At 36.8% G+C, this 24,295-nt stretch carries 23 protein-coding genes; all 23 read right to left on the bottom strand.

What is annotated here, in order from left to right:
- Positions 1–171 precede the first annotated feature (171 nt).
- Positions 172–1,485 carry an FADH(2)-oxidizing methylenetetrahydrofolate--tRNA-(uracil(54)-C(5))-methyltransferase TrmFO gene (gene trmFO / locus Q8X41_RS17400; RefSeq protein WP_397537501.1) on the bottom strand — a complete coding sequence of 438 codons (1,314 nt, stop codon included), beginning with the start codon at positions 1,483–1,485 and terminating at the stop codon, positions 172–174.
- A gap of 30 nt (positions 1,486–1,515) precedes the next feature.
- Positions 1,516–3,591 (bottom strand): type I DNA topoisomerase, encoded by a 2,076-nt coding sequence (gene topA, locus Q8X41_RS17395; protein ID WP_397537500.1) that lies wholly within the window; start codon positions 3,589–3,591, stop codon positions 1,516–1,518.
- Positions 3,592–3,684: 93 nt separating this feature from the next.
- On the bottom strand, positions 3,685–4,581 hold the full coding sequence (gene dprA, locus Q8X41_RS17390) for a DNA-processing protein DprA (RefSeq protein ID WP_397537499.1): 897 nt from the start codon (positions 4,579–4,581) through the stop codon (positions 3,685–3,687).
- A 78-nt stretch (positions 4,582–4,659) separates the two neighbouring features.
- Entirely contained in the window at positions 4,660–5,562 is a 903-nt protein-coding gene (gene sucD / locus Q8X41_RS17385; protein ID WP_397537498.1) for a succinate--CoA ligase subunit alpha, read from the bottom strand.
- A gap of 16 nt (positions 5,563–5,578) precedes the next feature.
- Positions 5,579–6,739 (bottom strand): ADP-forming succinate--CoA ligase subunit beta, encoded by a 1,161-nt coding sequence (gene sucC / locus Q8X41_RS17380; protein ID WP_397537497.1) that lies wholly within the window; start codon positions 6,737–6,739, stop codon positions 5,579–5,581.
- Positions 6,740–6,897: 158 nt separating this feature from the next.
- The gene (locus tag Q8X41_RS17375) at positions 6,898–7,194 is read right to left on the bottom strand and encodes an EscU/YscU/HrcU family type III secretion system export apparatus switch protein (RefSeq protein ID WP_397537496.1); all 297 of its coding nucleotides are present in this window, start codon (positions 7,192–7,194) and stop codon (positions 6,898–6,900) included.
- A complete protein-coding gene (locus Q8X41_RS17370; protein ID WP_397537495.1) occupies positions 7,191–9,296 on the bottom strand; it encodes a hypothetical protein in 2,106 nt (701 codons plus the stop codon). The genes Q8X41_RS17375 and Q8X41_RS17370 overlap by 4 nt, the downstream gene beginning before the upstream one ends.
- Positions 9,297–9,302: 6 nt before the next feature.
- Positions 9,303–10,076: a ribonuclease HII gene (locus Q8X41_RS17365; protein ID WP_397537494.1), complete on the bottom strand. Its 774-nt coding sequence runs from the start codon at positions 10,074–10,076 to the stop codon at positions 9,303–9,305.
- 95 nt (positions 10,077–10,171) lie between these two features.
- A complete protein-coding gene (gene ylqF, locus Q8X41_RS17360; RefSeq protein WP_397537493.1) occupies positions 10,172–11,029 on the bottom strand; it encodes a ribosome biogenesis GTPase YlqF in 858 nt (285 codons plus the stop codon).
- Between the two features lie 18 nt (positions 11,030–11,047).
- A complete protein-coding gene (gene lepB / locus Q8X41_RS17355; RefSeq protein ID WP_397537492.1) occupies positions 11,048–11,617 on the bottom strand; it encodes a signal peptidase I in 570 nt (189 codons plus the stop codon).
- Between the two features lie 109 nt (positions 11,618–11,726).
- The gene (gene rplS / locus Q8X41_RS17350; RefSeq protein ID WP_397537491.1) at positions 11,727–12,071 is read right to left on the bottom strand and encodes a 50S ribosomal protein L19; all 345 of its coding nucleotides are present in this window, start codon (positions 12,069–12,071) and stop codon (positions 11,727–11,729) included.
- Between the two features lie 133 nt (positions 12,072–12,204).
- Positions 12,205–12,933: a tRNA (guanosine(37)-N1)-methyltransferase TrmD gene (gene trmD / locus Q8X41_RS17345; protein ID WP_397540298.1), complete on the bottom strand. Its 729-nt coding sequence runs from the start codon at positions 12,931–12,933 to the stop codon at positions 12,205–12,207.
- Positions 12,933–13,454, bottom strand: a complete 522-nt coding sequence (rimM, locus tag Q8X41_RS17340) for a ribosome maturation factor RimM (protein ID WP_397537490.1) — start codon at positions 13,452–13,454, stop codon at positions 12,933–12,935. The genes trmD and rimM overlap by 1 nt, the downstream gene beginning before the upstream one ends.
- A gap of 314 nt (positions 13,455–13,768) precedes the next feature.
- The gene (locus Q8X41_RS17335) at positions 13,769–14,002 is read right to left on the bottom strand and encodes a KH domain-containing protein (RefSeq protein ID WP_397537489.1); all 234 of its coding nucleotides are present in this window, start codon (positions 14,000–14,002) and stop codon (positions 13,769–13,771) included.
- 14 nt (positions 14,003–14,016) lie between these two features.
- Positions 14,017–14,289 carry a 30S ribosomal protein S16 gene (rpsP, locus tag Q8X41_RS17330; protein ID WP_102692688.1) on the bottom strand — a complete coding sequence of 91 codons (273 nt, stop codon included), beginning with the start codon at positions 14,287–14,289 and terminating at the stop codon, positions 14,017–14,019.
- Positions 14,290–14,396: 107 nt separating this feature from the next.
- Complete coding sequence (ffh, locus tag Q8X41_RS17325; protein WP_397537488.1) at positions 14,397–15,752, bottom strand: signal recognition particle protein; 1,356 nt, start codon at positions 15,750–15,752, stop codon at positions 14,397–14,399.
- A gap of 12 nt (positions 15,753–15,764) precedes the next feature.
- Positions 15,765–16,100: a putative DNA-binding protein gene (locus Q8X41_RS17320; RefSeq protein ID WP_397537487.1), complete on the bottom strand. Its 336-nt coding sequence runs from the start codon at positions 16,098–16,100 to the stop codon at positions 15,765–15,767.
- A 429-nt stretch (positions 16,101–16,529) separates the two neighbouring features.
- Positions 16,530–17,786, bottom strand: coding sequence for a signal recognition particle-docking protein FtsY (ftsY, locus tag Q8X41_RS17315; protein ID WP_397537486.1), 1,257 nt, complete (start codon positions 17,784–17,786; stop codon positions 16,530–16,532).
- Between the two features lie 19 nt (positions 17,787–17,805).
- Entirely contained in the window at positions 17,806–21,369 is a 3,564-nt protein-coding gene (smc, locus tag Q8X41_RS17310; protein WP_397537485.1) for a chromosome segregation protein SMC, read from the bottom strand.
- A 2-nt stretch (positions 21,370–21,371) separates the two neighbouring features.
- Complete coding sequence (gene rnc, locus Q8X41_RS17305) at positions 21,372–22,133, bottom strand: ribonuclease III (protein WP_397537484.1); 762 nt, start codon at positions 22,131–22,133, stop codon at positions 21,372–21,374.
- 138 nt (positions 22,134–22,271) lie between these two features.
- A complete protein-coding gene (gene acpP, locus Q8X41_RS17300; RefSeq protein ID WP_397537483.1) occupies positions 22,272–22,508 on the bottom strand; it encodes an acyl carrier protein in 237 nt (78 codons plus the stop codon).
- Between the two features lie 57 nt (positions 22,509–22,565).
- A complete protein-coding gene (gene fabG, locus Q8X41_RS17295) occupies positions 22,566–23,312 on the bottom strand; it encodes a 3-oxoacyl-[acyl-carrier-protein] reductase (RefSeq protein ID WP_397537482.1) in 747 nt (248 codons plus the stop codon).
- Positions 23,313–24,257, bottom strand: coding sequence for an ACP S-malonyltransferase (gene fabD, locus Q8X41_RS17290; protein WP_397537481.1), 945 nt, complete (start codon positions 24,255–24,257; stop codon positions 23,313–23,315).
- Between the last annotated feature and the right edge of the window lie 38 nt (positions 24,258–24,295).

Below are 24,295 nucleotides of genomic sequence, written 5' to 3'. Positions count from 1 at the left end.
ACATATTTGTGTACATTACCTTTTCACATACATATTTTATGTTAGTATGTCTAATTATGGAATTTTCTAATCTAAAAAACATAATTTAGAGCAAAAAAATTTCAGCAAAGAAAAACTGTTGCAAAGAAAAAAGCCCTTAAAAGTATAACAGCATTTAAGGACTTACGCAAATTAAATATTCGTAGAAGCTTTGAAATCACGCAAAGTGTTTAAAGCACGTTCTGCATGTTTTTCTCCACGTTCTTGTTTTGATTTGATCTTTTCACCTAAGGCTGGGAATAATCCAAAGTTAACATTCATTGGTTGGAAATGTTTTGAATCGGCTTCAGTAATATAACGAGCCATACTTCCTAAAGCTGTTTCAGCAGGGAAGATACATAGATCTTGTTGTAATGCTAAATGAGCTGCGTTCACGCCTGCAACTAATCCACTTCCAGCTGATTCAACATATCCTTCGACACCTGTCATTTGACCAGCAAAGAAAATATTCGGGCGACTTTTTAATTGATATGTTGGTGCTATAGCTTTTGGTGAGTTGATAAAAGTATTACGATGCATTACACCATATCGAACGATCTCAACGTTTTCTAAACCTGGAATCATAGAAAATACACGTTTTTGCTCGCCCCATTTTAAGTGTGTTTGGAACCCAACAATATTGTAAAGTGTACCAGCTGCATCGTCTTGTCGAAGTTGGACAACTGCATATGGACGTTTATCTGTTTTCGGATCTTCAAGACCAACTGGTTTCATCGGACCGAATAACATTGTTTTTTCACCACGTTCTGCCATTACTTCAATTGGCATACAACCTTCAAAATACTTTTCTTTTTCAAATTCGTTTAATGGAGCTTTTTCAGCTTCTACTAACGCTTGACGGAAAGCATAGAATTCTTCTTTATTCATTGGGCAGTTTAAATAAGCCGCTTCCCCTTTGTCATAACGTGATTTTAAATATACTTTATCCATATCTATGCTGTCTTTTTCGATAATTGGAGCTGCAGCATCATAGAAGTATAAATAATCTTCACCTGTTAAATTCTGAATCTTTTCTGCTAAAGCTTTTGAAGTAAGCGGACCTGTAGCAATTACTGTAATACCATCTTCAGGAATTTCTGTTACTTCTTCATGAATCACTTCAACAAGTGGATGATTTTTCACCTTTTCAGTAATATAGCCTGAAAACTCGTGGCGATCTACTGCAAGGGCACCACCAGCTGGTACAGAACAATTATCTGCAGCTTCAATAATAATAGATTCCATTTGGCGCATCTCTTCTTTAATAACGCCTACAGCATTTGTTAAATTATTTGCGCGTAGAGAGTTACTACAAACGAGTTCTGCAAATTTATCTGTATGATGCGCAGGTGTTTGTTTAACTGGTCGCATTTCATAAAGACGTACTTTTACTCCTCTTTTAGCAATTTGCCAAGCTGCTTCACTACCAGCCAAACCTGCTCCGATTACATTAACTATTGGTGTCATTCTATTTTTTACCTGCTTTCTAAAAACACATTATTGTGTTGGTTCTTCTTTGTAGTCACAACTTGTACATTGGACTTGAATACCTTTTTTGATTTTCTTTTCTACTAATAATTCATTACATTTTGGACACGGACGGTTAATAGGCTTATCCCAAGATACGAAATCACATTCTGGATAGCGGTTACAACCATAGAAAATACGTTTTGTCTTGCTTTTTCTTTCGACGATTTCTCCCTCTTTACATTTTGGACACTTCACGCCGATTTCCTTCACTATGGCTTTAGTATTACGACATTCAGGAAAATTACTACAAGCCATGAATTTTCCATAGCGACCAAGTTTAAATACCATAGGAGATCCACAGACTTCACAATCTTCTCCTGCTGGCTCATCCTTAATCTCTACTTTTTCCATCGCAATTTCTGCATGCTTTAGATCTTTTTCGAATTTTTGATAAAAATCATCTATGATTTTAACCCATTTAATATTTCCATCTTCAATACTATCTAAATCTTTTTCCATTTGAGCTGTAAATTCGATATTTAAAATATCTGGGAAAAATTCAAGTACTAAAGAATGAACAATTTCACCAAGCTCAGTTGGTACAAATCGTTTAGTTTCTAATGTTACATATCCACGTTTTTGAATGGTATCTAAAGTTGGTGCATAGGTGGATGGTCGCCCAATACCTAGTTCTTCAAGTGTTTTAACAAGACGAGCTTCTGAGAAACGTGGTGGTGGTTGTGTGAAATGTTGTTTTGGTTCAATTTCTAAACTTTTCACTATATCCCCTTTTTCCATTGGGGGCAAAAGTTTATCTTTTTCTTCTTTTTGATCATCAGAGCCTTCAATGTAAAGTTTCATAAACCCAGGAAATTTCACATTCGAACCTGATGCTCGGAATATAATTTCACCATTAAGTAAATCTGCTGTTACCGTGTCTAGTATCGCTGGTGCCATTTGACTTGCCACAAATCGATCCCAAATTAAACGGTATAAACGCAATTGATCTCTCGATAATACAGCCTTCAATTGATCTGGGTGACGCAAAGTACTAGTTGGACGAATTGCTTCATGGGCATCTTGTGCATTTTCTGATTTCTTTGCTTGTTGAGTAATTAATGTTGTGAATTCCTCACCATAATTTTGCTCAATGTATTCATGTGCTTCCTTTTTGGCAGTTTCAGAAATACGAGTAGAGTCTGTACGCATATATGTGATTAAACCGACTGTACCTTCTTTTCCAATATCGATACCTTCATACAGTTGTTGAGCAAGCATCATTGTTTTACGTGCCCGGAAGTTTAATTTCCGAGCTGCTTCTTGTTGTAATGATGAAGTGGTAAAAGCAGGTGAAGCATTTCGTTTACGTTCACGTTTTACAACTTTTATAACTTCAAAATCTTCACCTTTTAACTGGTTAAGAATTTGCTGAACTTCTTGTTCATTTGATAATTTAACTTTTTCCTTTGTATTACCGTAGAAAACTGCATCAAATGATTGTTTGCCTTTTTGGAAGTTACCATCGATTGTCCAATATTCTTCTGGTTGGAAGTTTTTAATTTCGTTTTCTCTGTCAATGATTAGACGTAATGCAACCGATTGAACTCGACCTGCTGATAAACCCTTTTTGACTTTCTTCCATAATAATGGGCTTATGTTATACCCTACAAGACGATCTAATATTCGTCTTGCTTGTTGTGCATCTACTAAATCGATATCGATTGGACGTGGATGCTTAAATGACTCTTTTATCGCATCTTTTGTGATTTCATTGAACACTACACGACAATCTGATTCAATATCGATATTAAGTGCTGTTGCTAAGTGCCAAGCTATTGCTTCTCCTTCGCGGTCTGGATCGGCTGCGAGATAGATTTTTTTTGCTTTTTTAGCTGCTGTCTTTAAATCTTGCAATACAGGTCCTTTACCACGAATTGTAATATATCTTGGTTCGTAATTATTTTCTGTATCAATACCCATTTGACTTCTTGGAAGATCACGAACATGACCAATAGAAGCCTTTACTTTATATTTTTTTCCTAAGTATCGCTCGATAGTTTTTGCTTTTGCGGGCGATTCCACTATAACTAAATAATCCGACATTTAAGTTCCCCCTTATAGAGGTGAAGTTTCATTTTCCAAAAGAAATACCTGTTGCAAAATGTATAACAGAAATCTAAAATTTGCAACCCTTTTTCATTTAGAAAGTAAAAATCCTTCTATTTCTTCTATAATTTGATAGCCATTCCATACTGGTGTAGCGCCTTCTAAAAGTAACTTATGCGGTCCTTTAGAAAGAGGTTTCGTAATATCACCAGGTACAACGAATATATGCTTACCATTTTCTAAACCATGTTCAATTGTACTTAACGTTCCACTTTTTTCTGCAGCCTCTGTGACAAGTATTCCTTCTGAAATTCCACTGATTATTCGATTTCGCATTGGAAAATACCACTTTTGAGGTCTTACATAGGGTGGATATTCGCTAATAAGTAAATGTTCTTGCTCGATTATTTCTGCAAGCTTTCGATTTTCTTTTGGATACAAGTGGAATAAGCCATGTCCTAATACTGCAATCGTTTGACCAGCATAACGAATAGCCGATTCGTGAGCCATTCGATCAGCACCTTTTGCTAGCCCACTGACAATGATATAATCATGATCTATTAATGGCGGTACGACATAGTTTAATATTTTCTCAGAATAACTTGTAGCTTGTCTCGATCCGACTATAGCAATTCTACGCCAATTCTTTAAAATATCAACTAAGCCTTTTGTATAAAGTACAACTGGTGGGTCGTATAATGCAAGTAATTTGTTGGGATACATTGGATGATGAAATGGAATGGGGAAGATATTATGAGCTTCGTACGCTTGTTTTAATGGGGATATGAGCGTATTTGCATAGTTTTCTTGTAAGCGCTTTGATTTTTCGACAGATATATTCAAATATCGTGCAATTTCTTGAACTGGCATTTGCTCTAGCTTTTGCAGGTCAGGATCTGCTTCAAGCAATGCTTGTAACCTGTTTAGGGGAACAGGAAATACATAATGTAGAGCAAGTAGCCTTTCTGTAAATTTCACATCTAACATGACTTCCCTCCATTATAATAGAATGATTAATATTAAGAAAAAAAGTGCAGTACTAGTAATTAGTACTACACTTTCATTTTAATGGGTTTTACACTTTTCGTACAAGCCTTTTTCTTTTATGACACGAATAAAAGTTTCACCAATTACTGCTGGTGTTTCAGCAACTTCAATACCACATGCATTCATCGTTTTAATCTTCTCAGCTGCTGTACCTTTACCGCCAGAAATAATAGCCCCTGCATGCCCCATACGTTTTCCTGGAGGCGCAGTTTGACCACCAATGAATCCAATGACAGGTTTTGTCATATTATTTTTAATCCATTCAGCGGCTTCTTCTTCTGCAGTTCCACCGATTTCACCAATCATAATGACACCATAAGTTTCCGGATCCGCTTCAAATTCTTTTAATACATCGATAAAATTTGTACCGTTAACAGGATCACCACCAATACCAACTGCTGTTGATTGGCCGATTCCTTCCACTGTTAATTGATGGACAGCTTCGTAAGTTAATGTTCCAGAACGAGAAACAACCCCTACATGTCCTTTTGTATGAATATATCCAGGCATAATACCGATTTTACATTCATCTGAAGTAATAACACCTGGACAGTTTGGGCCAATTAAACGTGTTCTCTTGCCTTCCATATAACGCTTCACTTTTACCATATCAAGAACAGGAATATGTTCTGTAATACAAATAACCATATCTAAATCCGCATCAACTGCTTCAAGAATAGCATCTGCTGCAAATGGTGCTGGGACATAAATAACAGATACATTAGCTCCTGTTGCATTAACTGCTTCAATAACCGTGTTAAATACTGGTACACCTTCTACAAATGTACCTGCCTTACCTGGCGTTACACCTGCAACAATTTTAGTTCCATATTCTAGCATTTGTTTTGTATGGAAAAGAGCTGTCGAACCTGTAATACCTTGTACCATTACTTTTGTATCTTTGTTGATATAAATACTCATCCCGATTCCGCCTTTCTTAACCTACAAGTTCTACAATTTTTTGAGCACCATCAGCCATTGAATCTGCAGCAACGATATTTAAACCTGAATCGTTTAATAATTTTTTGCCTAGATCAACATTCGTACCTTCAAGTCGCACAACTAATGGCACATTTAAACCTACCTCTTTCGCAGCTACGATTACGCCTTCTGCGATTACATCACATTTCATAATGCCACCAAAAATGTTAACGAAAATCCCCTTAACATTCGGATCAGAAAGTATGATTTTAAATGCTTCTGTTACTTTTTCTGCAGTTGCACCACCGCCAACGTCCAGGAAGTTAGCGGGACTACCGCCATAGTAACTAATTGTATCCATTGTAGACATAGCAAGACCAGCACCATTTACCATACAGCCAATGCTACCATCCAAAGTAACATAGTTTAAATCGTATTTTGAAGCTTCAATTTCTTTTTGATCTTCTTCATCAAAATCTCGAAGTTCAACGATATCTTTATGGCGATATAATGAATTGCCATCAAAATTAAATTTAGCATCTAATGCTTGTACTTCTCCATCACCTGTAATAGCAAGTGGATTAATTTCTAGAATAGATGCATCTTTTTCTGTAAACGCTTTATATAATCCTAGCATTAGATTTGCAGTTTTATTAATCAAATTATTGGGAATATTCATGTTAAAAGCAAGACGTCTTGCTTGGAATCCAGTTAAACCTAAAACTGGGTCTACTACTTCTTTAAAAATTTTCTCAGGCGTTTCTGCTGCTACCTCTTCAATATCCATGCCACCTTCTTCAGAGCCCATTACAGTTACTCTTGAAGTTGCACGGTCTACTAAAATACTAAGATAGTATTCTTTCTTGATGTCTGAACCAGCCTCTATGTATAGGCGTTTGACTTCCTTACCTTCTGGGCCTGTTTGGTGAGTGACAAGCACTTTACCCAGTAATTCTTTAGCATAAGAACGTACTTCCTCTAAATTCTTTGCGATTTTGACACCGCCTGCTTTCCCACGACCACCTGCATGGATTTGTGCCTTTACTACCATAACTTTGGAATCTAACTCTTTCGCAACTTTAACTGCTTCTTCTGGTGAGAAAGCAACTCGACCAGTAGGAACCGATACCCCATATTGACGAAGAATTTCTTTTCCTTGATATTCATGGATATTCATCCTTGTTCCTCCCATCTAAATTTCATAATATTATGAAATACATATATATTGTATAAAATCTACACAATAATGTCCATAGCCTACTTTATGTCATTTTTTTAATGAAAAATGCCGTATTATTCTATTATCAAAAAAACACTAATTTTCTGATAGAAAGATTAGTGTTTTTCATTTGGAAATTTTTCATGTAATTGATCTAGACGATAGATAAAAGCAAATACCTCTGCTACTGCTTGATATAGTTCTTCGGGAATCGATTCATTTAAATCTAATTGTCCTAATAATTGGACAAGACTTGCATCTTCTTGTATCGGTATATTATGAAGCTCTGCTTGTTCCAATATATTTTCAGCAATTTGCCCTTTTCCTTTTGCGATCACTTTTGGGGCATCTGAAGTTATCGAATTAAACGATAGTGCAACTGCTTCTTTTCTTGTTTGTTTTTCATCGGTCATATACGAAGATCTACTCCTTTATTTTGTTCTACAGTTGTAGTTTGAGTATTCGTTTTTAATGACACTGGTTGTTTTGAATAATTTTTTATAAATAAGCCAGATAGTTGATAATCATGTTGAGATAATCCATGTTTAAGAGCAGCTTTTAAAGGTTCCGCTAATGCGGTTAACCCAGCAGTTTCGTTATACAAAGTAACTGTGACCACTCTACTTTGTACTTGCATATCAATAACGGTTTCCTTCAATGAATTTAGCTGTAAATAAAATAATATACGTGCATAATCCGAATCGATTTTACCATTTTTTTTCATTCGTCCATTCCATTGCAACGTCGCCTCTGTTTTTTTGCCGAAGAACTCTAGTGGTACTTGCATAATAAGTTGATGTTGTGGACCATTTTCACCTGATAAATACTGCATGCCATTCATACGCGCCACAACTTGTTCTGCTACGCTTTTTGTCGTACTCGATACTGAATCATCTTGTAATAAGCCTAGTAGCTGTGGCTTTAATTGTTGTGCGATTTGTTGAATATCAGAAGATTTGTCCAACAATTTTGCTTCATAGCTAAGTCCTAAATTTCCTAATGTTTGTTTGATTGCTGTTTCAAACGCTTTACTATCAAGATGTTGTGCTAGTTGTTGCTCTGTTTGCTCAAGCATTTGTTGAAATACTGGTGAATTTGAATTCATTGCCAATTGAGTAAGCTTGCTAAATAGCTGTTCATTTGCTGATTGTCCTGCATTTAGCATGAGCATCATCTGCTGTTTTGCAGATACCCCTTGTGAATCTGACTGGAAAGGCTGTAATTGTGTTGATTCACTAAAAACTTTTAATAATTGTCCTTGTAAGTCTTTTGCCAAGGCTTGAATTGACTGTGGTGTACTATTTGCTACATTAAACTTCTCCAATGTTTGGAGCAGTCCTTCTTTCTGAGATGCAGATAATAGTGATTGACCCTGAATAGCTGATTTAAGCTGAGGTAATAATGTACTCATATCTTTTGGCGATGCTAATTGCAGACTATTCAATAATTTGGCAGGTGAATTAATTGACTGCTGTTGCATTTGAATAGCTTTTTCAATCCCTTGGAAGTTCTGTGCATTTGGTTGAGCAATAGCTTTTGAGATTGCTTGTTGTAACGTTATTTTTTGTGCATCTGAAAGTAGTAGGTTTTGTTGCAATGATTCTTTTACTTGTGGTAGTAATGATGCAACTTCCTTTGAATTCCCTACTTGAATTTGAGATGTAAGTTGCTGTAATAAGTTATTTGCGTTCGTATTTGTTGTTTGTAGCATACCCGTATTCCAGTTAAATATATTGGCATTCTTCGGCATGATTCCTACGTCTTTTAAAAGCTGCAATATAGTTAATTTATCTGCCGGTGATGATGCTGAAGCCGATAAAATATCCAGCATTTTCGCAAATAACACGCCACCCGTTTCTACAGCAAGGGGGCTCTTTACCATTTGTAATTGATTTAATAGCTGTTCACGCATCGCTTGTGGAATAGATGAATCTTGTTGCAAGAGTTGTTGTAGACTTCCTAGAGTGTCTGTAAAGCCTTGTTTCATACTCCCTTGTAAAACAGCCTGGAAAGTATTTTGCTGTATAGGTAGTTTTAGTTCAATTAGCTTTTGCAAAACGTTTAGCGCTTCTTTTGAAGTGACGTTTTCTGGTAGTGACTTCATAATTTGCTCCGCTTGTTGCAATTGTTCTTTAGAGAGAGGCAAATTATTTTTCAAAAAATAGGTTGCTACTTGTTTCATCTCATTCGTTTGCGGTAATTGCATAGAGTCAAGTAATTGGGTTACTTGCTGTGACATAGATGCTGATGGCGCCATAGGTCCTGATACAACTTTTAGTTGTAAATCTGGTTCTACCCCTGACACTTGGAAGTAATGAGAGTTTCCTGTTTGGAGAGGCGCTTCCATTTTCGCCATTAAGCGTTGTCCACCAATTTGAATTTCTGCCATTTGGTCTGGGAATAGTTGTTTAATGGTGCCATGAATGACTTGTCCTTGTTTTAGAGCTAATGGTTGCTGATTCATTGCTCCACTCGACTGTTGAAGTTGAACTGATGATAATGAAGGATAATTCACCTTTACTCACCCTTTCTGAAGGATCATGGATTTAATTGGTTCGAATGATGTTCGATGGATTTCTGTAGGACCGTATTGATTAAGTGCTTCTAAATGCTGTTTTGTACCATAACCTGCATGTTTTTCAAAACCATATTCCGGATATTTTTTTGCCATTTCTTCCATATAATCATCTCTCGCTGTTTTCGCTAGAATAGATGCTGCAGCGATTGCTAGACTTCTTGCATCCCCTTTGATGACGGATTCCTGTGGTATATCAATAGGAAGCTTCATTGCGTCTGCTAACACAAAATCCGGCTTCTCAGAAAGTGATTCGATAGATGCTTTCATCGATTGTTTCGTTGCTTCGTAAATATTTATCTCATCAATGACACTTGCAGGCTGAAAATGGATGGCAGTGGAAATTGCACATTGTTGGATTTTTTCAACGTAGCTTTCTCTTACCTCTTTTGATAATTGTTTAGAATCATTTAAGCCTACTAGTGTAGGACAAACCTCTGGTAGGATTACAGCTGCTGTGACAACAGGACCTGCTAATGGACCACGTCCTGCTTCATCCGTACCTGCGATAAGCGCATGCGAAAACGCTCTATATGATTCGTCAAACGCTAGTTTTTTCTTATGCTCTGATAATAAGTGGTCGTATTTTTCTTTACGATGATGCCATTGTTTTAATGCATTTTTGACTCCTTGTCGCGTATCCTTTTCGAGCTCAGCCATCCAAGGTTGCCATTCTGTTTCTTTTAGTAAAGCTTGTTTCACTTCTTTGATCGTACTCACACAAATTCTTCCCTTCAATACCCTTTTTATCGGCAATCTTTTTTTAAACTCCAGAAAAAAACCTTTTTTACCGAATGGTAAAAAAGGTTGATTTTTTAAGAGGCAAAATCTTCTACGAAATCAAATGTTAGCTTACCAAGCTGTTGTCCTCTTATATCACGTACGATTAATTCGGCTACTTGGTCATAATCAACTTCTCCCCCGGAAATATAAACGCGTCGTAATTTCCCAATATGATCAAATGTCTCTACAATTTCTTCACTCAAATTAGAGACTTGATAGCGTTCTTCCATTCGTCCAGGATAATGCATGCTTAAAAATTTCAAACCAAAAATAGCTAAGTCGTCCATATTCGTAATTGTATCTTTTATAGCACCTGTTAACGCTAGTTTATAACCTACCTCTTGGTCTTCAAACTTAGGCCATAAAATCCCTGGTGTATCAAGTAGCTCTAATTCTTTTCCAACTTTTATCCATTGTTGCGATCTAGTGACACCAGGCATATTACCTGTTTTTGCAACATTTTTCTTTGCTAAACGGTTAATAAGCGTGGATTTACCAACATTTGGAATACCCACAATCATTGCACGAATAGCACGAGTCTTTAAGCCTTTCGCTTTCATACGTTCCCATTTATCCGCTAGCAGCTCTTGTGCAGCTTTCGTTACTTGTTTTAATCCTTTTCCATCTAAAGAATTGATGGCAATTGCTTTATGGCCTTGTTGTTCAAAAAAAGCTATCCATTTTTTGGTTTGCGCTTCATCTGCCATATCAGCTTTGTTTAATATTAATAATCTTGTTTTTTGATGAATGACTTCGTCAAGCATCGGATTTCTTGATGACATAGGTAAACGCGCATCAATTAATTCGAAAATAATATCGACAAACTTTAAATTTTCCGTTACTTGTCGGCGCGCCTTGGCCATATGCCCTGGAAACCATTGAATCGTCATTTTGTTCACTCCTATTTGTTAATTCACTTTGCCCATTTGATCGAGTGGCCAAAAGACAACATTTGTTTTCCCTATAATTTTATCAACAGAAACGATACCTATATGGCGACTATCCTTACTGTAACGGCGATTATCTCCCATGACAAATACATAGCCTGGTGGGATGGTATCACCATGTACACTCGGAATATCCTTTAGTGAAAAATCTTCTGTTAAGGTACCACCATCAGTAATTTCATTTTTGAATTTTTGTAAATATGGTTCAGCAATTGCTTTACCATTTATATATAATTGATCATTTTTATAAACTAATTTATCGCCCGGTAAACCAATTACTCGCTTAATATAATCCTTTTTTTCTGGTGCATGGAATACAACAATATCAAAACGATGGATATCACCTATACGGTAACCCAGCTTATTTACGATCATACGATCTCCATTTTCAAGTGTAGGCATCATCGATTCACCATCTACCACAATAGGCGTAAATAATAAGTATCGAATTCCAGCTGCAAGTGCAAATGCAATAATCAGAGCTTTCGTCCATTCCCACAACTCATTCTTTTCCTTTTTTGCTTTTTCCATAATCGATGTCCCCCTTGACTATTCTACTTATTATTGTACAAGGATTTATTGCTTCAGGCAAAAAGAAAGAGAGCTTGAAATGCAAGCTCTCTTTTCTTCCAAAATAAGCTTATCGAATTTCTTTAATACGAGCAGCTTTACCACGTAAGTTACGTAGGTAGTATAATTTAGCACGACGTACTTTACCACGACGAGTAACTTCTAATTTAGCGATTTTTGGAGTATTTACTGGGAATGTACGTTCAACTCCAACACCATAAGAGATTTTACGAACTGTGAAAGTTTCGCTAATACCGCCACCACGACGTTTGATTACTACTCCTTCGTATACTTGGATACGTTCGCGAGTACCTTCGACTACTTTAACGTCGATTTTCACTGTATCACCAGCACGGAATGCAGGGATATCAGTACGAAGTTGTTCTTTAGTGATTTCTGAAATAATGTTTGACATTGTTTTCTCTCCTTAGACAGATGTTCTTGCAGGTCACTGCGGTTGCTACAGCGGAACACCGTAATACGGCATTTTCATAGAAATGCATCTCAAATATTAGCATAGATTGTTACCTGTTGCAAGTGTTTATACTTTACAGCTTTTTAAGTTTATTTAAATATTTTTGTTGTTCTGGTGTTAATTCGATATGCTCTAGTAAATCCGGTCTGCGATCAAATGTACGCTTTAGAGTTTGTTCCATGCGCCATTGTTCAATTTTCGCGTGATTTCCTGATAATAATACATCAGGAACCTTCATGCCACGAAAATCTGCAGGACGTGTGTAATGTGGATGTTCTAGTAATCCTGTAGAAAAAGAATCTAATACTGGTGAATCATCATTTCCAAGAACTCCTGGTAATAGTCGGACAACACTATCAATAATTGTCATGGCTGCTAATTCACCACCAGTTAATACGAAATCCCCAATTGATAGCTCATCCGTTACCAAGAATTCGCGTATACGTTCATCATAGCCTTCATAATGGCCACAAACAAACACTAGATCTTCTTCTTGCGCTAATTCTTCCGCTTTAGCTTGTGTATAGCGTTCCCCTTGTGGACACATAAGAATGATGCGTGGTTTCTTTCCATCTGCTACAAGAGCTTCTACAGCGTTAAATATAGGTTCAGGTTTTAATACCATTCCTGCACCTCCACCGTATGGATAATCATCTACTTGAGCATGTTTATTGTTTGAAAATTCTCTGAAATCAGTAACAGAAAATTTTACTGCTTCTTTTTCTTGTGCCTTTTTTAAAATGGAGGATCCAAACACCCCTGAAAACATCTCAGGAAATAAAGATAGTACGTGAATATTCATCATGATAATAAACCTTCTATTACTTCTATAACGATTTTCTTTGCATCAATATCAATTTCTTTGATAAATTCATCTACAACTGGAATGTAATGGTCTTTACCATCTATTCCTTTCACAGTCCACACATCGTTTGCAGCTGTTTCAAAAATTCCCTTTACTTGACCAATTTCTTTTCCATCTTGGTCGTAAACAGTACATCCAACGATTTCGTGATAGTAAAATTCATTATCTTGTAATTCGTCTTCTTCGAGTTGTTGTTCATTTACTTTTAATATTCCATCGCGGAATGATTCCACATCATTAATGTTTGGGTAACCTTCAAATGATAAAAGAATAAAGTTTTTATGACTACGTGAAGAAGCAATTGTAAGTAGTAAAGGCTTTTTCTCACCTTGTTTAAAAAGACCTAATTGTTGACCAACCGCATACCGTTCTTCTGGAAAATCTGTTTGAGAGATTACTCGTACTTCTCCACGAATACCATGCGTGTTGACAATTTTACCTACGTTATACCATTCCATATTATTCACCTCTTTAAAATAGGGGGCCCACAGAATGTGGGTCAAATAGTCGTTGCTCCTGCGATTACTCGTCGCAGAGAAAGATTGCTCCTGCGATTACTCGTCGCAGAAACAATTGTCGCAAGACGCGATGCTTTTAGCTATCATCCTTAATCCGAGCCATTCCGCTTTTATTCTATCCAGTTTCAACAGCTAGATATCGAGTCAAAACATTTTCAATCCGAAAGCTTTTGTGGTGATTTCCGGATCCGAACTAACCGTTTCAGCTTTTATATATAAAAAAGGAAGGAACGTTTGCTCCTTCCTAGTTTTAACTAATCTAGAATATCGATATAAGTCTTTTTCTTGTGATGGCTGCCTGCTGCTGAATAAACAATTGTACGAATTGCTTTTGCAACACGTCCTTGCTTGCCAATGATCTTTCCGATATCACTAGGATGTACAGAAAGTTTATAAACAATACGATTGTCGTTTTCGTCAGTAATAATTTTCACTTCGTCTGGATAATCGACTAAAGGTTTTACGATCGTCTCAATCAGCTGCTGCATAAAGCCACCTCCGATTATTTACCGATTTTAGAGTTATGGAATTTTTCCATGATTCCTTGTTCTGAGAACAAGTTACGTACTGTATCAGATGGTTTCGCACCATTTGCTAACCAAGCTAAAGCTTTAGCTTCGTCAATTTTAACTTCTTCTGGAGAAGTTAGTGGATTGAAAGTACCGATAGTTTCGATTGAGCGACCGTCACGTGGTGAACGTGAGTCTGCTACTACGATACGATAGAAAGGAGATTTTTTAGCTCCCATACGTTTTAAACGAATTTTTACTGCCATTGTTTAATTGCACCTCCGAATAGTTTCACACAAGATAGTATAATAGCAAGCTTTGGATTGTTTGTAAAGTGTTTTTTCTTAACACACTATATTTTAGCGTATTTTTTTTATTTAAACAAGGAATCTAAGCCAGGAAGTTTCATTTTCTTTTTCCCTTTTTGCGCCATACCTGTCATTTGTTTCATCATTTTTTTCATATCATCAAATTGTTTAATTAGACGGTTTACATCTTGAACAGATGAACCGGACCCTTTTGCAATGCGTTTTTTACGGCTTGCATTTATAATTTCAGGATTTGTTTTTTCAGCTGGAGTCATTGATAAAATAATGGCTTCTATATGACCAATTTGTTTATCGTCGATTTTAGCATTTTCTAACCCTTTAATTTTGTTTGCACCTGGTAACATTTTCAAGATTTCATCTAATGGTCCTAGTTTTTTCACTTGTCCCATTTGTTCAAGGAAATCATCCAATGTGAAGCTTTGCGTTTTGAATTTTTCTTCTAATTCTTTCGCTTTTTCTTCATCTACTGTTGCTTGTGCTTTTTCAATTAGCGACATGACATCGCCCATGCCAAGAATTCGAGACGCCATACGTTCTGGATGGAATGGTTCAAGAGCATCCATTTTTTCACCCATACCAACAAATTTGATTGGTTTTTGGGTGACAGAGCGAATAGATAATGCTGCTCCACCACGTGTATCACCATCAAGTTTTGTTAAAATTACACCTGTAATACCGACTGCTTCATTAAAGCTTTCGGCAACATTCACAGCATCTTGCCCTGTCATTGAATCGACAACTAGGAATACTTCGTCTGGTTCTTTTAATGCACGAATATCTTTTAACTCTTGCATTAATTTCTCGTCAATATGTAGACGACCAGCAGTATCAATCAATACAACATCATGATGTTCTTCTTTTGCTTGTTCTAAAGCTTGCCGTACGATTTCAACTGGTGAAATATCTGTTCCTAATGAAAATACAGGTAATGATAATTGTTTACCAAGTGTTTGTAATTGTTGTACCGCGGCTGGACGATATACGTCGGCTGCTACTAGTAATGGCTTACGGTTATATTTCTTACGTAATACATTTGCTAGTTTACCTGTAGTTGTTGTTTTACCAGCACCTTGTAAACCGACCATCATAATAACAGTAGGTGGTTTTGTAGCAAATTTAATCAGACTTTGCTCTCCACCCATTAGTTCTGTTAACTCGTCTTTTACTATTTTAATAACTTGTTGTCCAGGTGTTAAGCTTTTCATAACTTCCTGACCTACTGCACGTTCGCTAACTTTTTTTATAAAGCTTTTTACGACTTTCAAGTTAACATCAGCCTCGATTAAAGCAAATCGAACTTCACGCATCATTTCTTTTACGTCTTGTTCGTTTACTTTCCCTTTGCCTTTAATCTTGTTAATCGTCCCTTGGAGTCGCTCCGCTAAACCTTCAAACGCCATGCATGTCGCCTCCTAATCACATTGCTTTAACTGTTCAATAAGTGCCAACTGATCTGCTTTTTCTGATTGAACATCAGTTATACTTTCTGTAAGCTTTGCAAGTATTTGCTGTCTGTTTTGGAATTTTTCAAAAAGTTGAAGTTTTTCCTCGTATTCTTCAAGCATTGTTTCTGTTCTACGAATGTTGTCATAGACTGCCTGACGAGATACATCATAGGCTTCTGCAATCTCACCTAGTGAATGATCATCTAGGTAATAGAGTTGCATATAACTACGTTGTTTTTCTGTCAATAATGCTTGATAAAAGTCAAAGAGAAAGTTCATGCGTGTTGTTTTTTCAAGTAGCATATCGAAACCTCTCCTCTTTTTTACATATTCTTCTGTATCATAAAGATAAATGCTATTTCTGTCAAGTAAAAATACTTGTCTATTTTATCAAACGTTCTCTCTCAGATGCCTGGATCAGATTGCCATTACGACTGAGTTCACTCAACGCAAAAACATCTGCCACACAACATAGAAAACTTAGGAAAACTCCTTTCGACACGTTACAAATAAGACGCTATACTACTCTACTTACACAAAGACCGAGAAAGCTTTGTGTTAAGAGAATGAGAGCTACCTGAGACTGAACTGTGTAAGACAACGTAGCTGGATCATGCTTTTTGTAAACTTAGCGTGATGGTACTTTCGATAAAATATCAACAGTCCCCTTAACAATAGCCCAATAAAAAAGCGATTCGTAAAAATTCTACGAATCGCCTTCTGCTTTTAATATTAGTCTTTCGAATTGGATAATTGTTCGTCTAATGCATCAGCAAATAAGCCATATACATAACGCTCTGAATCAAATGGTTGTAAATCATCCATTTGTTCTCCAAGACCAACGAATTTCACTGGAATGTGCAATTTGTTACGAATAGCAAGCACAATACCACCTTTTGCAGTACCGTCTAATTTTGTCAAAACAATCCCTGTAACATTTGTCGCTTCTTTAAAGATTTGCGCTTGTTGTAACGCATTTTGTCCTGTTGTTGCGTCAAGTGCTAGTAAAACTTCGTGTGGTGCCGACGGAATTTCCCGGGAAATGACACGATGGATTTTTTCAAGCTCATTCATCAAATTGACTTTATTTTGTAAACGTCCTGCTGTATCACAGATTAAAATATCTGCGTTGCGGTTTTTAGCTGCACGAATAGCGTCGTACATAACTGCTGCTGGATCTGATCCTTCTGATTGTTTAATAACTTCAACACCTACACGATCTCCCCAAACTTGTAATTGATCGATCGCGCCAGCACGGAAAGTATCACCCGCTGCAAGTAAAACATTTTTACCTTGTTGTTTGAAACGATGTGCTAGTTTTCCTATCGTAGTTGTTTTACCTACACCATTTACACCAACAAACAAAATAACAGTTAATTCGCCTTCTTGAATATTTATCTCCGTAATATCAGCTTCGCCTTGTTCGTAAATTTCTACTAGTTTTTCAGAAATTAATGTTTGAATACCTTCTGTATCTTTAATATTTTTGCGTTGTACTTCAAAACGCAACTTTTCTGTTAGTTCCATAACCGTTTCGATACCAACGTCTGCTTGTAAAAGCAAATCTTCTAGCTCTTCAAAGAATTCTTCATCTACATGGCGATAACGAGCGACTAAATCATTCACTTTTGAAGTAAATGAATTGCGAGTTTTCGCTAAACCTGATTTGAATTTTTCTGTGATTGAAAATGCCGAGAAGCCACGTTTTGGCTTTTCCGCTTTTTCAGGCTCAACTTGTACTTCTTCAACTTCTGGAAGTGTTTCCTCTAATACTTCATGTTGATCTAGTTTTATAGCCTCTGTAGTTGTTCCTAGCTGCGCTTCTTGTGAAGTTTCATGAACTACTTCCTCAATAGGAGACTCTATAGTTGGCACTTCAACTTCTATTTCTTCTAGGCTTTCTTTTTGTCCCTCTACCTTTTCAACTTCTTCTTGTTCTGGCTTGGGGCCACCCATTAACTTTTCTTTCATACGCTTTAAAAAGCTCATGTTATTTCGCTCCTCTGTCCTAGGATGGAACAGGTTCTTCCTGTTCTAATTTAACGGATACAAGCTTAGAGACACCTGATTCTTGCATAGTAATACCATATAAAACATCAGCGCCTTCCATCGTTCCTTTACGGTGAGTAATGACGATGAATTGTGTTTCTGCACTAAACTTTTTCAAATATTGACTATAACGAGCAACATTTGATTCGTCAAGAGCTGCTTCAACTTCGTCCAAAATGCAGAATGGGACTGGGCGTGTTTTTAATATCGCAAACAATAATGCAATAGCTGTTAATGCTCTTTCCCCACCTGACAATAGACTAAGTCGTTGAAGCTTTTTACCTGGAGGCTGTGCCACAATCTCAATACCTGTTTCAAGTATATTATCTGGATCGAGCAATTCTAAATCTGCATGACCACCACCGAATAATTCTCTGAATACTTTTTGGAAGTGTTCACGAATCTCAAAGAATGTCTCGCTGAAACGATTAGTCATTTCTTCATCCATTTCACGAATAGCTTCATGTAATGTTTCTTGTGCCTCCATTAAATCACTACGTTGACTAGATAAGAATGTATGTCGTTCTGAAACAGTAGCATATTCTTCAATTGCGCTGATGTTGACTGTTCCTAACTCAGCAATAGATTGTTTTAACAATTTAACTTTACGTCTTGCTGTATCCACATCCATATCAAGTGAGGGTTCAAGTAACGCTTCTTCGAATGAAAGTTCATAATCTTTTTCAAGTTGTTTTGATAAATTTTCATGCTCTACATCTAGACGATTTAGTTTCACTTCATAATTACGCAATCCATCAAGGAGACCTTGATGTACACGCTGTAATTCTTTTAATTCTAAATCTGTTGAATCAACCTTTTGCTGAACATCAATACGATGCCCTTTTGTTTGTTCAACGGTTTGGACAAGCTCATCTCTTCTCGTTTGTAACTCTAAAATTTTAGCAACAATTTCTTCCTCAGTTGGTCCATTTAGATCGCCGCCATTCGTCAACCATTCAATTTCTTTCGTAATGTTTTCAACATCTACAATTGCTTGCTCAAGTTGAGAATTGGCATCCAATACAGCTAATCTAAGCTGAGAAACTTGTTCATTAAGAACTGCTAAATCAGAGCGTTTCAGAGCATACTGTTCTTGTAAAACATCACGTTCAGATTCACTTTGTTGTTTTAAAACATTTAGCTCTTCAACTGTTTGATTAATCTCCGTTAACTCTTTTGCAAGTTCTTCCTTACGGCGGTTGAAATCTGCCAATTGAACTTCTAAAGATGTTTTACGACCAGACGCATCTTGTTGTTCATCACTAAACATAGAGACACGTAATGATAAACGTTTTGTCGTTGCTTCCAACTCACGATGACGAGCACTTAACTCTACCTCTTCTGCACGGATTTCTTCACCTAGTACTCGCAGTTGTTCAAGTAGTGCAGACTTTTCTGTGACTTGTTCTTTCCATTCAGCTACAACTTTTTCCGCTTTCTCAATAGAAGATTGCATGTCGGAAAGTTGTGCAGTTAAACCTTCCAGTTCTGCTTTACGGCTAAATAATGATGCTTGCTGTTTTACAGAACCCCCTGTTAATGAACCGCCCGTATTTACTACATCACCATCTAAAGTAACGACACGATAGCGATAGTTACAAGCTTTTGCTATTTGAGAAGCCCCTTGTAAATCTTTTGATACAAGTACATGCCCAAGCAAGTTTTCAGCGATTGTACGGAAAGCAGGATCAAATGTTGCTAGTTCATCAGCTGTATTGATAAATGATGGGTGGTTTGCAACTGTTTGTAATATATTAGCAGGTATTTTACGAGATTTCATTACATTCTTCGGCAAAAATGTTGCTCTCCCTGCATGTTGTTGTTTCAACCATGCAATGGCCTTACGTGCATCAGCATCTGTTTCTGTGACAACATGTTGCATCGCGGCACCAAGAGCTGTTTCAACAGCTTTTGCATAATCACCATCAACATGAATTAGTTCAGCTACTGCACCATGTATACCTTGTAATTGTTGGTTCTCACGTGCAACAAGGACAGCCTTAACCCCTTGATAGAATCCTGAAAAATCTGCTTCAAGTTCAGCAAGTGTTTCTTGACGTGACTTCATTTGTTGTAAATGTTGGTAACCTTTGAAAAGCATTGCTTGTTGATCATCATATTGCTTTCTAGCATGTTGTACATCTTGTTGGCACTTTTTATATTCTTCAAGTTTTTGTGCAACTTGCTGTTCAACTTTTTTCAGTTTTTCAGCTACAAGTTGTTGTTCATGTTGTAATTCTTTCAGCTCTGTGATCATTTCAGTGGATTGACTTGAAATTTTCACTGAGTTTTCAGCCTGTTCAGCTAATTGCTTTGTAATATTTTTCACTTCATTTTTAACAGTTGCTTCTTCGTTTAATCGGTCGATATAAGTATCTTTCCATTTATCAATTTCTGCTTCAATCTCAGAAGTTGAGCGATTTAAGTTATCTTCTAACTGTTTCACTGCTTTTTTCAAATTTTGTAGTTCATGCTGACGTTCTGATAATTGTGCTTCTTTATCTGTATTTATTTGCTGCCAACTGTTACGAGAAGTGATTGCTTTATCAAGTGATTGTTGAAGTTTCGCAAGTTGTGCCGTTGCATTCATGCGTTTTTCAGCCATTAACACTTTACGACCTTCAAAACGCTCAGCTTCTGCACTCACATCTACTAATTGATGCTGAGATTCATCTAGTAATGTATCCAAATCACTTAATTGTTTTCGAAGCATTGTAATATTAGATTCTTTTTCAGCAATTTGAGTTGCGTGAACCTGTTCTTTTGAAAAAAGTTCTTGTTTTTCTTTTACAATTTGCTCCATTGAGCGATTTAGATTTTCTATATCCTGAACTAATACAGCAATATCAATGCCCTTTAATTCATTTGTCATTTTCAAATAATCTTCAGCCGCAGATGCTTGAATATGTAATGGTTCGATACGTTTATCTAACTCATGTAAAATATCAAGCACACGATGCAAATTATCATCTGTTTCGAATAATTTATGCTCTGCTTTTTTACGACGTTGTTTATATTTCAAAACGCCTGCAGCTTCTTCAAATATTGTACGTCGATCATCTGGACGGCTATTTAGTATTTCGTCAACTCGTCCTTGAGAAATAATCGAGAAAGCTTCTTTTCCTAAACCTGAGTCTAAAAACAAATCCGTAATATCTTTCAACCGGCATTGCTGTTTATTGAGCAAATACTCGCTATCCCCAGAACGATAGACACGACGAGTAACGCTTACCTCGTTATATGGAATCGGCAAGCGTTCGTCCTCATTGTCTAAAATTAACGATACTTCTGCAAAGTTAAGCGGTTTGCGCGAATCACTTCCGGCAAAAATGATATCTTCCATCTTTGCACCACGAAGGGACTTAGCGGATTGTTCTCCAAGTACCCATCGAATCGCATCTGTTACGTTACTTTTACCACTACCATTTGGGCCAACAACTGCTGTAACGCCTGGTACGAAGTCTATACCTATTCGATCGGCAAAAGATTTAAAACCAATCACTTCAAGCCGTTTAAGAAACAAAATTAACCCTCCTGATCATTCGCTAATTGTACTTTCAACGCACGCATAGCGCATTGTGCTGCTTTTTGTTCTGCTTCTTTTTTAGATTTACCGTTACCTACTCCAAGTTCCTTGTCATTTAACATTACTTGAGAGACAAATGTACGGTTATGTGCTGGACCATTTTCTTTAATGATTTCATATTGTAGTGTACCAGAATTGTTTTGTTGTACCATTTCTTGTAATTGACTCTTGAAGTCCATAACATGTGAAAATGCACCGAGCTCAACTTTTGGGAATACAACCTTTTCCAAAAAGCCAACAACTGTTTCTAAACCTTGGTCTAAATATAAAGCACCTATAAATGCTTCAAAACAATCCGCAAGTAATGCAGGACGTTCACGACCGCCTGTAATTTCTTCCCCTTTACCTAGCAACACATATTCGCCAAAGTTTAATTCGTTGGCAAAAACCACTAGAGATGGCTCACAAACCATTGATGCACGCAATTTTGTAAGTTCACCTTCACTCATTTTAGGGAATTTTAGGAATAAAAATTTAGAAACAGTTAGCTCAAGTACAGCGTCTCCTAAAAACTCAAGACGTTCATTATCTTCAAATAATTTACGACGATGCTCATTCACAAATGATGAATGTGTAAAAGCATTGTATAACAAATTTGCATTATCAAAATACAAACCTAATCGATCCTGTAATTCAGCAAATTTAAGCCGAGCCTGTTCTGAAATTGCGCCATTTTTTTGTGAGAGTCCTTGTATTCTCATCTTTATCAACCTTCTTATTTTCCATTTGGTACATCCTCTAGTTTACCTTTTTCTTTCACATTGTGCAAAAATAAAAAGATAACTTCCTCCGCAATCATTGCAGAGGAAGTCCTAAGTATTGTATGTTATACGCTCAAATTAGTCGACTTTGCTTGAGATAAAGTTAACTGCATCACCTACAGTTGCAATTTTCTCTGCATCCTCGTCATCAATTTGCATATCAAATTCTTCTTCTAATTCCATTACTAATTCTACTACGTCTAATGAATCCGCACCTAGATCATCACGGAAAGAAGCTTCTAGTTTCACTTCGCTTTCGTCAACACCTAAACGGTCAACGACAACTTTAGTTACACGTTCGATTACTGTTGCCAAATTGTTCACCTCCCCTCAATGATTATACAAGAATAATGTTTGTATTAATAGCAAAACCTACATAACCATTCCACCATCAACATGTAATGTTTGGCCTGTCATATAGCTTGCATCATCAGAGGCTAAAAATGCAACTACTTTTGCTACATCTTCTGGTTTACCCAATTTAGCTAATGGAATTTGAGAAAGCATTTGACCTTTAATGTCTTCTGGTAATTCTTCTGTCATTTCAGTATCAATAAAGCCTGGAGCTACCGCATTAACGAAAATATTACGAGCAGCTAATTCTTTTGCAGCTGTTTTTGTAAGACCAATAACACCTGCTTTTGCAGCAACATAGTTTGCTTGACCCGCGTTTCCTGCTACACCTACGATTGAAGCAATATTAACAATACGACCTGAACGTTGCTTCATCATTTGGCGTGAGACTGCTTTCGTACAAAGGAAGACACCTTTTAGATTAGTATTCATAACAGCATCCCAATCTTCTTCTTTCATACGCATCAATAAGTTATCACGTGTAATTCCAGCATTATTTATTAAAATATCAAGAGAACCATATGTTTCAACTGCTTTCTTCATAAGCATTGAAACCTCATCTGAATCAGATATATTCGCCTGAACAGCAATAGCAGCTCCTCCATTTGCTTCGATCTCAGCTACAACGGCTTCAGCTTTTGCTTGACTACCACTATAATTTACGACTACTTTTGCTCCAAGTTTGGCTAAATGTAGTGCGATTGCTCGTCCAATACCTCTTGATGCACCTGTAACAACTGCAACTTTACCTAATAAATCTGCCATTTAAGCCCACTCCTTTGCCGCTTCTAACACTTGCTCAAATGTTGCTTCATCATATACACAATATGTTTTCACTTTACGATCTACTTTTTTCACTAAGCCACTTAAAACTTTTCCTGGACCGCATTCAATGAAGACATCTACACCTTCATCTAGTAGTGTACGAACTGAATCTTCCCACAATACTGGTGAATATAATTGTTCAACAAGTAGATTTGGAATATCTTCTTTTGATGTAACAGGTTGTGCATTTACATTTGCAATAACTGATACATCTGCATCGTGCATTTCAATTTTAGCTAACATTGCTTCGAGTTTATTTGCAGCCGGGCGCATTAACTCTGAGTGGAAAGGACCACTAACAACTAATGGAATAGCGCGTTTAGCACCTGCTTCTTTTGCTTTTACAGAAGCTTCTTCTACACCTTTAGCTGTACCAGAAATAACAATTTGACCAGGACAATTTAAGTTAGCAAGTTGGACTACTTCTCCAGTAGCCGATACTTCATCTGTTACTTGCTTTAAAGCTTCACGGTCTAAACCTAAAATAGCAGCCATTGCACCAAGACCTGCTGGTACTGCCTCATTCATATAATTACCACGATTATGTACCGCTTGTACTCCATCTGCAAATGACATAACACCTGAAGTGACAAGCGCAGCATATTCACCTAAACTATGGCCTGCAGTAAAATCTGGTTTAATCCCTGCTTGTTTTAACTTTTCAGCGATCATCACACCTGTAGTTAATAATGCGGGTTGAGCATGGTAAGTTAATGTTAGTTCTTCTTGTGGACCTTCTAACATTAATTTTGATAATTCTATTCCTAACAGTTTGTCAGCTTCATCATAAAATTCTTTACATGTAGGTTCATTAGAAACAAATTCTTGTCCCATTCCTACAGTTTGTGAACCTTGCCCTGGAAAAACAAAAGCAATTTTCGTCATTTTTTCATTCCCCTTTGTATAAAACAATTAATGATTTT

Source organism: Rummeliibacillus pycnus, assembly GCF_044359855.1.
Taxonomy (GTDB): domain Bacteria; phylum Bacillota; class Bacilli; order Bacillales_A; family Planococcaceae; genus Rummeliibacillus; species Rummeliibacillus pycnus_A.
The sequence above is the reverse complement of the archived record's forward strand: the minus strand, read 5'-3'. Positions and strand labels throughout refer to the sequence as shown.

What these genes read in the sequence shown, in the direction of transcription:
- trmFO (WP_397537501.1), bottom strand. Translation starts at nt 1,485, where the DNA reads ATGACACCAATAGTTAATGTAATCGGAGCAGGTTTGGCTGGTAGTGAA.
- topA (WP_397537500.1), bottom strand. Translation starts at nt 3,591, where the DNA reads ATGTCGGATTATTTAGTTATAGTGGAATCGCCCGCAAAAGCAAAAACT.
- dprA (WP_397537499.1), bottom strand. Translation starts at nt 4,581, where the DNA reads ATGTTAGATGTGAAATTTACAGAAAGGCTACTTGCTCTACATTATGTA.
- sucD (WP_397537498.1), bottom strand. Translation starts at nt 5,562, where the DNA reads ATGAGTATTTATATCAACAAAGATACAAAAGTAATGGTACAAGGTATT.
- sucC (WP_397537497.1), bottom strand. Translation starts at nt 6,739, where the DNA reads ATGAATATCCATGAATATCAAGGAAAAGAAATTCTTCGTCAATATGGG.
- Q8X41_RS17375 (WP_397537496.1), bottom strand. Translation starts at nt 7,194, where the DNA reads ATGACCGATGAAAAACAAACAAGAAAAGAAGCAGTTGCACTATCGTTT.
- ylqF (WP_397537493.1), bottom strand. Translation starts at nt 11,029, where the DNA reads ATGACGATTCAATGGTTTCCAGGGCATATGGCCAAGGCGCGCCGACAA.
- lepB (WP_397537492.1), bottom strand. Translation starts at nt 11,617, where the DNA reads ATGGAAAAAGCAAAAAAGGAAAAGAATGAGTTGTGGGAATGGACGAAA.
- rplS (WP_397537491.1), bottom strand. Translation starts at nt 12,071, where the DNA reads ATGTCAAACATTATTTCAGAAATCACTAAAGAACAACTTCGTACTGAT.
- trmD (WP_397540298.1), bottom strand. Translation starts at nt 12,933, where the DNA reads ATGAATATTCACGTACTATCTTTATTTCCTGAGATGTTTTCAGGGGTG.
- rimM (WP_397537490.1), bottom strand. Translation starts at nt 13,454, where the DNA reads ATGGAATGGTATAACGTAGGTAAAATTGTCAACACGCATGGTATTCGT.
- Q8X41_RS17335 (WP_397537489.1), bottom strand. Translation starts at nt 14,002, where the DNA reads ATGCAGCAGCTGATTGAGACGATCGTAAAACCTTTAGTCGATTATCCA.
- rpsP (WP_102692688.1), bottom strand. Translation starts at nt 14,289, where the DNA reads ATGGCAGTAAAAATTCGTTTAAAACGTATGGGAGCTAAAAAATCTCCT.
- ffh (WP_397537488.1), bottom strand. Translation starts at nt 15,752, where the DNA reads ATGGCGTTTGAAGGTTTAGCGGAGCGACTCCAAGGGACGATTAACAAG.
- Q8X41_RS17320 (WP_397537487.1), bottom strand. Translation starts at nt 16,100, where the DNA reads ATGCTACTTGAAAAAACAACACGCATGAACTTTCTCTTTGACTTTTAT.
- ftsY (WP_397537486.1), bottom strand. Translation starts at nt 17,786, where the DNA reads ATGAGCTTTTTAAAGCGTATGAAAGAAAAGTTAATGGGTGGCCCCAAG.
- rnc (WP_397537484.1), bottom strand. Translation starts at nt 22,133, where the DNA reads ATGAGAATACAAGGACTCTCACAAAAAAATGGCGCAATTTCAGAACAG.
- fabG (WP_397537482.1), bottom strand. Translation starts at nt 23,312, where the DNA reads ATGGCAGATTTATTAGGTAAAGTTGCAGTTGTTACAGGTGCATCAAGA.
- fabD (WP_397537481.1), bottom strand. Translation starts at nt 24,257, where the DNA reads ATGACGAAAATTGCTTTTGTTTTTCCAGGGCAAGGTTCACAAACTGTA.